We start from the raw sequence: 11,682 nt of genomic DNA on the forward strand, positions 1-11,682 counted from the left end.
ATTATTTATCCAGGGTACGGGCCACTTGGACACCTTTAAAGACCTCGATCATGTCGCCGACCTTCACATCGTTGTAGCTCTTAACACCGATACCACACTCGACGCCATTACGAACCTCATTAACATCATCCTTGTAGCGACGCAGGGATTCCAGCTCGCCCTCGAACACAACGACGTTGTCACGCAGTACACGAATACGCTCACTACGGAAAACGGTGCCTTCAACCACCATACAGCCGGCGATTGCACCCAACTTGGGCGAACGGAATACGTCACGTACCTCGGCGATACCCACGATCTCTTCACGCAGCTCCGAGCCCAACAGTCCGGTCAGCGCTTTGGTAACATCATCGATAATGTCGTAGATTACGCTGTAGTAGCGTAGATCCACATCTTCATTTTCGACGATTCGACGCGCACTGGCATCAGCCCGTACATTAAAACCAAAGATGACCGCATTTGAAGCCAGGGCCAGGTTGGCGTCGGTTTCGGTGATACCGCCCACACCGCTGGACACCACCTTAACGCTGACCTCTTCATTACCCATATCGCTGAGGGCACCGATCAACGCTTCCAGGGAGCCCCGCACGTCGGTTTTCAACACCACATTGAGGGTCTTGCGCTCGGTCCCCATATTATCGAACAAGTTCTCCATCTTGGAGGCTTGTGCACGAGCCAGCTTGACCTCGCGGAACTTACCCTGACGGAACAGGGCGATCTCGCGAGCCTTACGCTCATCACGTACGACCAACATCTCGTCACCGGCATCGGGAGTACCGTCGAGGCCCAAGATCTCGACCGGGATAGAGGGTCCCGCCGCCTTAATAGGCGCACCGTTCTCGTCAAGCATCGCACGCACACGACCGTACTGCTGGCCAACCAGAACATTATCACCGGCGCGCAGGGTACCGTTTTGAACCAGTACCGTTGCAACGGGCCCACGCCCCTTGTCCAGACGCGACTCAACCACAACACCCTTACCAGGAGCATCGGGCACAGCGTTTAGTTCGAGCATTTCCGCCTGCAGCAATATTGAGTCGAGCAGATCATCGATACCAAGACCGGTATGGGCTGACACAGGAATAAACGGAGTATCACCACCCCAATCCTCAGGGAGAACATCCCGCGCAGACATTTCGCTCTTAACACGCTCGACGTCGGCCCCCTCCTTATCCATTTTGTTCATTGCCACAACGAGAGGGACACCTGCCGCCTTGGCGTGCTGAATCGCCTCCTCGGTCTGCGGCATCAAGCCGTCATCTGCCGCAACTACCAGGATGACGATATCGGTTGCCTTGGCTCCCCGAGCTCGCATTGCAGTAAATGCGGCGTGACCGGGAGTATCCAGGAAGGTGATCATGCCGTGGCCGGTTTCTACGTGGTAGGCACCGATATGCTGGGTAATACCGCCCGCTTCACCCGCCTGAACCTTGGCCTTACGAATGTAATCGAGCAGTGAGGTTTTACCATGGTCAACGTGACCCATAACGGTAACCACCGGAGCCCGCGTCTGGGACTCACCTTCGTGTTCTTCCTGCTGATCAGCGCCCAGGCTATCTTCGATCGCATCGGCATTAACCAACTTGACCTTGTGACCCATCTCCTCAACCACAATGCTCGCGGTCTCCTGATCGATCACCTGATTGATCGTCACCATGGTACCCATAGTGAACATCATTTTGATCACTTCAGCAGCCTTCACCGACATACGCTGGGCCAATTCGGCGACAGTGATAGTTTCAGGCAGCGCAACTTCGCGCACAACTGGTGCGGTAGGTTTCTCGAAAGCATGCTCTGCTTGCTGGTTGCCGCGACGCTGGCTTGCCCGCCCCGCACGCGCCTTAGCACTACCTTTGCGCGCCTTATCGCTACGATGCAAGGTACCACGACCGCCACCGCCCGGGGATCGCTTGCCACGGCCAGCTCCCCGATCATTTTCCTTACGGCGCTGCTCTTCGGCTTCACGACGAGCTTTCTCCAGCTCCGCCCGGCGTGCATCTTCCGCAGACTTGCGCTCCTGCTCTGCCGCGCTGCGCTCTGCGTCAAGCCGCTCAGATTCGCGACGCTCGGAGTCTGACTTCTTGCGCGCTTCCTCCTCCTGTCGCTCGGCCTCGAGGCGCTGACGCGCTTCCTGCAGCTTACGATCCTCTTCTTCTACCTTACGCAAGGCCTCTTCACGACGAGACTTTTCCACCTCTACCTCAGGGGCGAGGTTGCGCTTTACATAAGTACGCTTCTGCCTGACCTCAACATTAACGGTCTTACCCTTGGCCGTACCACCCACTTTAAGCTGACTCACGGTCTTGCGCTTGAGGGTGATTTTGTTGGGCTCGGACCCGTCGTCCGCTTCACCATGGCTACGCTTAAGGTGTGCTAACAGAATCTGTTTCTCTTCGTCGGTAATTGAATCACCACCCGACTTCTGAGATAGCCCTGCGTCTTTCATCTGCTCCAGCATGCGATCTACCGGAGTACCAACAACCTGTGCGAGCTGATCTACCGTCACTTCTGACATTCGCTGTTCTCCTCTAATTCGGTTCTGAACCCTGAGTACTGTCTTCGAACCAGGGGGCACGCGCTGTCATTATCAACTGCCCGGCACGCTCTTCATCAATACCTTCAATCTCCAGCAGGTCATCAACAGCCTGCTCGGCCAAGTCTTCCATTGTGCAGATACCCTCTGCCGCCAACAGGAAAGCCAGGTGCTTTTCCATACCGTCCATGTTCAGAAGATCTTCTTCCGGATGGCTGGACTCAAGCTTCTCTTCATTCGCAATAGCCAACGTCAACAGGCGATCCTTGGCACGCTTGCGCAACTCTTCAACGATTGCTTCATCAAAGCCTTCGATGTCGAGCATCTCTTCCACGGGTACATAGGCCACCTCCTCTACTGAGGTAAAACCCTCCTCCATCAGCACCATGGCGATATCTTCATCGACATCCAGTTGCGCCATAAACGTGTGCGCAATGCTGTCTGCTTCCTGACTCTGCTTGGCCCGCGCGTCCTCTTCGGTCATCACGTTAAGGGCCCAGCCGGTTAGCTCACTCGCCAAGCGTACGTTTTGACCGCTGCGACCAATCGCCTGAGCAAGGTTGTCTTCGACCACCGCTACATCCATCGTATGGGACTCTTCGTCCACTACGATAGAGGCAACGTCGGCTGGGGACATCGCGTTGATAACCAACTGCGCCGGGTTATCGTCCCACAAAATAATATCGACACGCTCGCCGCCCAGCTCACCGGATACAGCTTGTACACGGGATCCACGCATACCTACGCAAGCGCCCACAGGATCGATTCGGCCGTCATTGGTTTTTACCGCGATCTTGGCACGAGAACCCGGATCACGCGCTGCGGCACGAATCTCGATCACCTCTTCGGCGATTTCCGGCACTTCGATTTTAAACAGCTCAATCAGTACTTCTGGCGCGGTGCGGCTCAGGATCAGCTGCGGGCCACGCTGCTCGGCACGAATCTCCAATAGCATGGCGCGCACACGGGTTCCCACACGGAAACTCTCACGAGGAATAATAAACTCGCGCGGCATCAAAGCCTCTGCATTATTACCCAGGTCAATAATGACACTCTCGCGGCTCACTTTCTTTACGGTACCGCTTACCAATTCGCCAACTCGCTCGCGATAGAGATCGACGACCTGAGCGCGCTCTGCTTCACGAACCTTTTGCACGATAACCTGCTTGGCGGTTTGTGCCGCGATGCGACCGAAATCGACAGATTCAACCTGCTCTTCCCAGGTACTGCCAATCTCCAGGTTTTCGTCGTTTTCCTTGGCCTCATCCAGCGTTAACTGGGCACCCGGAATTGAGAACTCCTCATCTGTGACGACTTCCCAGCGACGGAACGACTCATACTCGCCTGTATTGCGATCAATGACGACGCGAATATCCACATCAGTTTCGTTGACATAACGTTTTTTGGTCGCGGTGGCTAGCGCACTTTCCATCGCTTCAAAAATAATATCCTGCGGAACTCCTTTTTCATTGGAGACCGATTCAACAACCAGCAAAATCTCTTTACTCATGCTTGCCTCACCTAACGCTTGATCCGACCCCTTACATACGAAGCCGATTCACGCCAACAAATTAAAACCGGGGAACAATGTTCGCCTTATCGATACTATCAATAGGAAATAGATATTCGTGATCCTCTACCAGAAGCACCACATCATCGACCTCCACATCCTTGATGACACCCGTAAACTTACGGCGTCCATCGTAGGGCACGCGTAAGCGAAGGCTTACTGCCTGCCCGACATAAGCCTTGAACTGTTCAATGGTAAACAGCGGCCGATCCATACCGGGTGAGGACACCTCCAGGGTGTACTCTCCTGCAATAGGGTCCTCTACATCCAGCACCGCGCTGACCTGACGACTGACCGCTTCACAATGCTCGAGAGTGACCCCGTCAGCCGCATCAATAAAAATCCGCAGCAGGGTATGGCGCCCCTGGGAGACGTACTCGACCCCCCAAAATTCCAGGGCGAGACCTTCCGTGACTGGCTTCACCAGACCTTCAAGGATTTCCAACTTGCTTGCCAAAAGGCAACCTCCCGCGCGTAATCACGACACAAACAGCAGCAACAAAAAATGGGCATAAAGCCCATCCCATAATGCCGACCAGAGACCTTCTCTGCCGACGCTCTAAACAGCTAACAAAAAGCCCCTGAATAGGGGCTTTTCTAATAGTGGTAGCGGGGGCCAGATTCGAACTGACGACCTTCGGGTTATGAGCCCGACGAGCTACCAGGCTGCTCCACCCCGCACCTATTCGCGGATCGGGATTATAGACTTCAATCCCTGCAAGGTCAACCGGCCTGGTTGTGGCTGACCCTTCACAATCACTTACCTGACAGCTCATGCTCGCTGTCTAAAATTGGTGCCGAAGGCGGGACTTGAACCCGCACGAGCTATCGCTCACCACCCCCTCAAGATGGCGTGTCTACCAATTCCACCACTTCGGCAAATTCTTACCCGACTCAGTTCGCCGGCAATTCCGGCGCATCACCCGCCGCAGGAGAAAGATCCCCAGCTGGCGCATCTGCTGGCAGAGATGGTTGCACCTGCTCAACAGGAATCGTCGGGATTCCATCATTAACATTAACGGTCGCCGCTTTGTCTTTTGCGATCACAGCCAAACCAAGACTGGTCAAAAAAAACAGCGTAGCCAACACGCCCGTCATACGGCCCAGAAAGTTACCGGAACCCTGACTACCGAAGACTGTCTGCGATGCACCACCACCAAAGGACGCACCCGCATCGGCACCCTTGCCCTGCTGCAATAGCACCAGACCAATGACCGCCAAGGCCACCAGAACATGTACGATCAGTATCACTGTCTCCATCAAACTACCCTGCTGCGCGACATATCGCTATAAATTCACTTCCATCAAGGGAAGCTCCACCAACCAGACCACCGTCTATGTCAGTCTCGGCAAACAGCTCCACCGCGTTCGCGGCTTTAACGCTGCCACCGTAAAGTATTCTCACTTTATCCGCAAGAGACTGGCTAACTGCGGCCAACTCTCCCCGTATAAAGGCATGCACTGCCTGCGCCTGGGCGGGGGTAGCAGTTAGCCCGGTACCAATTGCCCAAACGGGCTCATAAGCCACCACCCATTCACCGAGCTCACCAAACTGTTCGTGCTCAAGCAGCGCCCTTAGCTGGCGCCCGACCACTTGCAGGGTTTGCTCTGCATTGCGCTGCTCAAATGTTTCCCCCACACACACTATGGGAACCACACCCGCCGCACTGGCTTGCAACGCTTTGCTTGCAACCAGACTGTCGGTTTCCGCGTACAGTGTACGCCGCTCCGAATGCCCAACGATTGCAAACTTGCAGCCTAGATCTGCAACCATCGCTGCAGAGATCTCACCGGTATAGGCACCAGAATCGGCTTCGCTCAGATTCTGCACACCCCACCCAATCGAACTGCCACCTAACTGCTCGGCCACCTCAGACAAATAAATTGCTGGCGGACAAACCGCCACATCGGAACCACTCGACTCCGCGGACAGCAGCTGCTTAAGCAGCTCTCGATTGGCAGACCGACTGCCATTCATCTTCCAGTTTCCAACGACCAAAGATCGACGCATATAACCCTCAGCTGGCTAGGAAGGCGGGCAATCTTAGCGTAGAGATTCCCAAGATACAACCGCCTCCCGAAAAATTAATTCAGGAACTCACAACCGATTCAACCACCGCCGCCAACTGCTTGGCCAGGCGCTCAACCTGCTCGGCACTCTCCCCCTCAACCATAACTCGAACCACAGGCTCCGTGCCCGAGGGACGCAGTAAAACCCGCCCGCTATCAGACAACTCCTGCTCCACCGATTCGACGGCGTTAACCACCACGGGATTGGACACTACATCAGTTTTGACCGGCAAACGCACATTGATCATGGTTTGCGGAAACATGGTCATGGCGGAGCACAACTGATACAACGAATGACCGCTACCCACCATCGCCCGCACCACCTGCAGCGCGGCTACGATACCATCTCCGGTGGTGCTGACATGGCGACAAATAATGTGTCCGGAGGACTCGCCACCCAGCTGCCACCCACGGGCACTCAACATCTCATTCACGTAACGATCACCCACCCGCGCACGCCCAAAGTCGATACCCAGCCTTTTCAGCGCAAGCTCCATACCCAGATTGGTCATCTGGGTACCCACCACGCCGCCACCGAGTTTTCCCGCCTGGTGCCGGGCATTGGCAATAATAAACAGGATCTGATCACCATCGACCACATCGCCCCGGTCGTCCACCATCATGACCCGATCACTATCACCATCAAAGGCGATACCCAGGTCGGCCCGGCGCTCAATCACCTCCGCGCGCAGGGCGCCCAACGAGGTTGAGCCGACTTCGCGGTTAATATTAAGGCCATTGGGCTGCACACCAATCTCAAACACCTCGGCACCCAGCTCTCGAAATACCGCTGGCCCCATACTGTATGCAGCGCCATGGGCAGCATCGACCACGATACGCATGCCCCGTAAATCAAGGTGGTTGCTGACCGTGCCTTTGCAGTACTCGATATAACGCCCGGCAGCGTCATCGATACGAGTAACCTTGCCCAGCTGGTCCGGCGGCACCACCGTCATGGGCTGATCGATCATCTCCTCGATCGCGTTCTCGACCTCGTCCGCCAGCTTGGAGCCGCTGGCGGAGAAAAATTTAAAACCATTGTCGGTATAGGGGTTGTGGGAGGCACTGATCACGATACCCGCCTGTGCATTAAAGGTTCGCGTCAGGTACGCAATACCGGGCGTTGGCATAGGCCCCAGCAGGCAGACATCAACGCCCGCAGCGGAAAGCCCGGCCTCAAGTGCCGACTCGAACATATAGCCCGAAATTCGCGTATCTTTACCGATCATGATCTTGCTGCGGCCTTCGCGGGCAAACACCTTACCGGCCGCCCAGCCCAACTTTAAAATAAACTCAGGAGTAATGGGTGCCTGACCCACCGCGCCACGGATACCGTCGGTACCAAAGTATTTTTTAGACATTGCCCACTACCTGCCCACTAGCTTCTGTTTACTGCGTCGACCATTGCCAACGCATCCCCGGTCTCTTTCACGTCGTGCACACGCACTATCTGTGCGCCCGCCATCACCGCCATCACCGCCACCGCTAGCGAACCATGCAGCCGGTCACCCGGATCCGTTCGCCCCAGCACGGCGCCAATCATACTTTTTCTCGACATCCCGACCAACAGCGGAGTTCGCAAACTGGAGAACCGGTGCAGGTGCTTGAGTAGCTGAAGATTATGCTGCAGGGATTTTCCAAAACCAAAACCGGGATCGACCAAGATACGTGAGCGGGGGATACCCGCCACCTCACAATGGCCGATACGATCGGCCAGAAACCCCAGCACATCCTCTACCACATCACCATAACGCGGGTCGGCCTGCATCGTACCCGGCTCCCCCTGCATATGCATCAAACACACAGGAACCCCAAGGGACGCGGCCATCTCCATCGCCCCCGGGCGCTGCAGCGCTCGTACATCATTAATCAAACCGGCTCCGGCCGCGACGGCGGCCCCCATCACTTCAGGGGTACTGGTATCCACCGACACCACGGCATCCAGTTCGGCACAGATAGCCTCCACCACGGGCACAACCCGCTCCAACTCCTGGTCGACGCTAAGGGGATCCGCCCCGGGACGGGTAGACTCACCCCCGACATCGATAAAAGTCGCACCCGCCGCCACCATCTCCCGGGCATGCTGTAGCGCCTGTGAAGGTTCAAAAAAACACCCCCCATCGGAGAAAGAATCGGGCGTCACATTGAGCACGCCCATCACCCGGGGTGAGTCCAACGAAAGCTGTCGGCAGCCAAAATCAACCATTATTGCCGCTCCTTAAAGCAAACCGACGGCCTCAGCCGTCGGTTGCAGTGTGGAAAGCAGGGGGCGATCAGTGCTCGCCCGCCGGCCCCCCGATGGGTTCATCCGGAGCGTCTTTGGGCTTATCGGACGGTTCATCCTTCGACTCAGGCTGATCCGATTCGGCCGTTGCCGAGCCACCATCACCTCCATCATCCCAGCCCTGGGGCGGACGCGGCGAGCGACCCGCCATAATGTCATCAAGCTGTGAAGCATCCAGCGTTTCGTATTGCATCAAGGCATCCGCCATCGCCTCCAGCTTGTCACGATTGTCCCGCAGGATCGTTTCAGCGCGCTCGTAGCAGCTGTCGATAACATGGCGCACCTCGTCGTCAATCACCTTGGAGGTCTCTGCCGACACATGCAAACGGTTCCCCTGCTGCTTGCCAAGAAAAACCTCTCCCTCCTCCTCTTCGTAAAGCAGGGGCCCGAGCTTCTCGGACAAGCCCCAGCGGGTCACCATGCTGCGGGCAATTTGTGATGCGCGCTGGATATCATTGGAGGCTCCCGTCGTCACCCCCCCCTTTCCGAGGGTCATCTCTTCGGCTATACGACCACCGAACAGACTGCACACCTGGCTCTCCAGAGACTGTTTACTCTGGCTGTAACGGTCCTCTTCGGGGAGGAACATAGTCACACCCAAAGCGCGCCCACGGGGAATAATGCTGACCTTGTAGACAGGGTCATGATCGGGCATCAAGCGCCCAACAATGGCGTGCCCCGCCTCGTGATACGCCGTATTGCGCTTCTCTTTTTCGTTCATGACCATCGACTTGCGCTCGGCGCCCATCATGATCTTGTCCTTGGCCAGCTCAAATTCGGTCATGGTCACGGTGCGTCGGTTAGCACGAGCGGCAAACAAGGCGGCCTCGTTCACCAGATTGGCTAGATCCGCGCCGGAAAATCCGGGGGTACCTCGCGCAATCAACGCAGGCTTAACATCATCATTGAGCGGCACTTTACGCATATGCACCTTGAGAATCTGCTCACGCCCGCGAATATCGGGCAAGCCTACCACTACCTGACGGTCAAAACGTCCCGGGCGCAGCAGCGCCGGATCCAGTACGTCGGGCCGGTTGGTGGCCGCGATCACGATCACCCCCTCATTGCCCTCGAATCCGTCCATCTCGACCAGTAACTGGTTAAGGGTCTGCTCGCGCTCGTCGTGACCACCGCCGAGACCGGCACCACGATGACGGCCGACTGCGTCGATCTCGTCGATAAAGATAATGCAGGGAGACTGCTTCTTGGCCTGTTCAAACATATCCCGCACGCGCGAGGCACCAACACCCACGAACATCTCCACAAAATCGGAGCCGGAAATGGTAAAGAAAGGCACCTTGGCTTCACCCGCAATGGCCTTGGCCAGCAGAGTCTTACCGGTACCAGGCTGGCCGACCATCAGAACACCCCGTGGAATGCGACCACCGAGGCGCTGAAACTTGCCGGGATCACGCAGAAACTCCACCAACTCCTTGACGTCTTCCTTGGCCTCTTCCACCCCGGCAACATCGGCAAAGGTGGTCTTGATCTGATCTTCGCTCAACAGACGCGCCTTGCTTTTGCCGAAGCTCATCGGGCCGCCGCGACCGCCGCCACCGCCCTGCATCTGACGCATAAAGAACATAAAGACGGCAATAATCACCAGAATCGGGAAGCTGGCCACCAGTAATTGAGTCCAGATACTCTGCTTCTCAATCGGCTTGGCCACTACATTCACTTTGTTACGCAACAGTTCGTCCATCAACTTGTCGTCACGCACGGTGGGCGGCAAATTGGTAGTGAAGCGCTCGTTATTCTTTAACTCTCCATTGAGGCGATAGCCATCGATGGTGACACGGTCAACCCGGTCATTCTCTACCTGAGAGATAAAATCGGAATAACTCAGCTCCGACGAAGTAGGCTGCATCGTGCCGAAATTCTTGAATACCGTCAGCAGCACCAACGCAATGATCAGCCACAAGACCAGGTTTTTTGCCATATCGTTCAACAGGTTATCCTCGTTCGTTCAACCCGTGGCGGGCACTATACCCACCTATGTTCACGCCGACGCCCGAGGCCCCGGCCCATGCACCCATCACTCTGGCGCTGCCAATACTCGAAGTCTACCAAGATTAGACCCCGATCCTATAGTTTTAGCGTCATTTACGACACAACTACCCCTTAAAACCTCTTGCCAGCAGATAGACCTCCCGAGAGCGGGGGCGCGACGAGTTGGGCTTGCGGCTCTGCAGGCGCTCAAAACTGCCCCGCACATCCCGAAAGTACTCATCAAATCCCTCTCCCTGAAACACCTTGGTAAGAAAGGTCCCTCCAGGCTTCAGTACCTGCCGCGCCATATCCAGCGCCAATTCGGCCAAATACATCGCCCGGGGCTGATCCACCGCAGTCATACCACTCATATTGGGGGCCATATCCGAAATTACAAGGTCTACCTGCTCGGAACCGATCGCTTGCAGTATTTCCGCCAGCACCGACTCTTCCGTAAAATCCCCCTGCACAAAGGCGACATCGGCCAGCGGATCCATCTCCAGGATGTCCGATGCGACGATCCGGCCCTTGTCACCTAGAACCTTCGCGGCTACCTGACACCAGCCACCCGGCGCAGCCCCCAGGTCAACCAGCGACATGCCAGGCCGCATTATTTTGTCTTTCTCCTGTATTTCCAACAGTTTGTAACTGGCACGGGATCGATAGCCATCCTTCTGTGATCTTTTGACATAGGGATCGTCAAAATGTTCTTTGAGCCAGTTACTACTGGTTTTTGACCTTGCCATGAAAACCTCTTGGAGAAACCCCATCGCGCCCAGGGAATGCTGGGACCGACGCAGGGAGTGGTGTAAAATGAGCGTTCACGCCGTTTTCCGAGCCACCGCGGCGTTTACATTACTAATCTATTTTAAGGCTTATGCGGAGATAAACAAACGATGCCCCTGACAGCGCAACAGAAAAAGCACTACCGAGCGATCGGCCACAAACTCAACCCCGTTGTGACCATTGCCGGCAAGGGCCTGTCCGACGGCGTGATAGAGGAAACCCGGCGCGCACTGGAGGACCACGAGCTGATCAAGGTGAAATTCCAGGTCGGTGACCGCGAAGCCAAAAAAGCACTGATTCCGCAGCTCTGCGAACGTTGCAACGCCGAGCTGGTGCAAACCATCGGTAACATCGCCCTGATCCTGAAACCTGCGGACAAACCCAACGTCCAGCTCTCCAATCTGACCCGGACGCTGTAACATCTACAGAAGCCATTAAAAAAGCCGGCAC

The 11,682-nt window shown here is 56.0% G+C and carries 10 protein-coding genes and 2 tRNA genes; 1 reads left to right on the forward strand and 11 read right to left on the reverse strand.

Annotation, left to right across the window (positions count from 1 at the left end):
- Window position 1: 1 nt before the first annotated feature.
- The 11 genes from infB to rlmE all read right to left on the reverse strand — a co-directional run bounded on the left by infB (window position 2) and on the right by rlmE (window position 11,192).
- On the reverse strand, window positions 2-2,515 hold the full coding sequence (gene infB / locus ACP3PW_RS00635) for a translation initiation factor IF-2 (protein ID WP_426414722.1): 2,514 nt from the start codon (window positions 2,513-2,515) through the stop codon (window positions 2-4).
- A gap of 13 nt (window positions 2,516-2,528) precedes the next feature.
- The gene (gene nusA / locus ACP3PW_RS00640; protein WP_426414723.1) at window positions 2,529-4,043 is read right to left on the reverse strand and encodes a transcription termination factor NusA; all 1,515 of its coding nucleotides are present in this window, start codon (window positions 4,041-4,043) and stop codon (window positions 2,529-2,531) included.
- Between the two features lie 61 nt (window positions 4,044-4,104).
- Window positions 4,105-4,560: a ribosome maturation factor RimP gene (gene rimP, locus ACP3PW_RS00645; protein ID WP_426414724.1), complete on the reverse strand. Its 456-nt coding sequence runs from the start codon at window positions 4,558-4,560 to the stop codon at window positions 4,105-4,107.
- A gap of 147 nt (window positions 4,561-4,707) precedes the next feature.
- Window positions 4,708-4,784 (reverse strand) — tRNA-Met (locus ACP3PW_RS00650).
- 111 nt (window positions 4,785-4,895) lie between these two features.
- A tRNA-Leu gene (locus tag ACP3PW_RS00655) sits at window positions 4,896-4,982 on the reverse strand.
- A gap of 15 nt (window positions 4,983-4,997) precedes the next feature.
- Window positions 4,998-5,363: a preprotein translocase subunit SecG gene (gene secG / locus ACP3PW_RS00660; protein ID WP_426414725.1), complete on the reverse strand. Its 366-nt coding sequence runs from the start codon at window positions 5,361-5,363 to the stop codon at window positions 4,998-5,000.
- 4 nt (window positions 5,364-5,367) lie between these two features.
- Window positions 5,368-6,114 (reverse strand): triose-phosphate isomerase, encoded by a 747-nt coding sequence (gene tpiA, locus ACP3PW_RS00665; protein WP_426414726.1) that lies wholly within the window; start codon window positions 6,112-6,114, stop codon window positions 5,368-5,370.
- A 79-nt stretch (window positions 6,115-6,193) separates the two neighbouring features.
- The gene (gene glmM, locus ACP3PW_RS00670; protein WP_426414727.1) at window positions 6,194-7,534 is read right to left on the reverse strand and encodes a phosphoglucosamine mutase; all 1,341 of its coding nucleotides are present in this window, start codon (window positions 7,532-7,534) and stop codon (window positions 6,194-6,196) included.
- A 17-nt stretch (window positions 7,535-7,551) separates the two neighbouring features.
- Window positions 7,552-8,379 carry a dihydropteroate synthase gene (gene folP / locus ACP3PW_RS00675; RefSeq protein WP_426414728.1) on the reverse strand — a complete coding sequence of 276 codons (828 nt, stop codon included), beginning with the start codon at window positions 8,377-8,379 and terminating at the stop codon, window positions 7,552-7,554.
- Between the two features lie 67 nt (window positions 8,380-8,446).
- The gene (gene ftsH / locus ACP3PW_RS00680) at window positions 8,447-10,405 is read right to left on the reverse strand and encodes an ATP-dependent zinc metalloprotease FtsH (RefSeq protein WP_426414729.1); all 1,959 of its coding nucleotides are present in this window, start codon (window positions 10,403-10,405) and stop codon (window positions 8,447-8,449) included.
- Window positions 10,406-10,571: 166 nt separating this feature from the next.
- Window positions 10,572-11,192 (reverse strand): 23S rRNA (uridine(2552)-2'-O)-methyltransferase RlmE, encoded by a 621-nt coding sequence (gene rlmE, locus ACP3PW_RS00685; RefSeq protein WP_426414730.1) that lies wholly within the window; start codon window positions 11,190-11,192, stop codon window positions 10,572-10,574.
- 150 nt (window positions 11,193-11,342) lie between these two features.
- On the opposite strand from rlmE, the gene yhbY reads away from it, so the two are divergent.
- The gene (gene yhbY / locus ACP3PW_RS00690) at window positions 11,343-11,651 is read left to right on the forward strand and encodes a ribosome assembly RNA-binding protein YhbY (protein WP_426414731.1); all 309 of its coding nucleotides are present in this window, start codon (window positions 11,343-11,345) and stop codon (window positions 11,649-11,651) included.
- Window positions 11,652-11,682 lie beyond the last annotated feature (31 nt).

Origin of the sequence: Aestuariirhabdus sp. LZHN29, from assembly GCF_049985285.1 — a bacterium.
Classification (GTDB): domain Bacteria; phylum Pseudomonadota; class Gammaproteobacteria; order Pseudomonadales; family Aestuariirhabdaceae; genus Aestuariirhabdus.

Excerpts from the sequence above, each read along its gene's own strand:
- nusA (WP_426414723.1), bottom strand. The coding sequence starts at position 4,043 with ATGAGTAAAGAGATTTTGCTGGTTGTTGAATCGGTCTCCAATGAAAAA.
- rlmE (WP_426414730.1), bottom strand. The coding sequence starts at position 11,192 with ATGGCAAGGTCAAAAACCAGTAGTAACTGGCTCAAAGAACATTTTGAC.
- secG (WP_426414725.1), bottom strand. The coding sequence starts at position 5,363 with ATGGAGACAGTGATACTGATCGTACATGTTCTGGTGGCCTTGGCGGTC.
- folP (WP_426414728.1), bottom strand. The coding sequence starts at position 8,379 with ATGGTTGATTTTGGCTGCCGACAGCTTTCGTTGGACTCACCCCGGGTG.
- glmM (WP_426414727.1), bottom strand. The coding sequence starts at position 7,534 with ATGTCTAAAAAATACTTTGGTACCGACGGTATCCGTGGCGCGGTGGGT.
- yhbY (WP_426414731.1), top strand. The coding sequence starts at position 11,343 with ATGCCCCTGACAGCGCAACAGAAAAAGCACTACCGAGCGATCGGCCAC.
- tpiA (WP_426414726.1), bottom strand. The coding sequence starts at position 6,114 with ATGCGTCGATCTTTGGTCGTTGGAAACTGGAAGATGAATGGCAGTCGG.
- infB (WP_426414722.1), bottom strand. The coding sequence starts at position 2,515 with ATGTCAGAAGTGACGGTAGATCAGCTCGCACAGGTTGTTGGTACTCCG.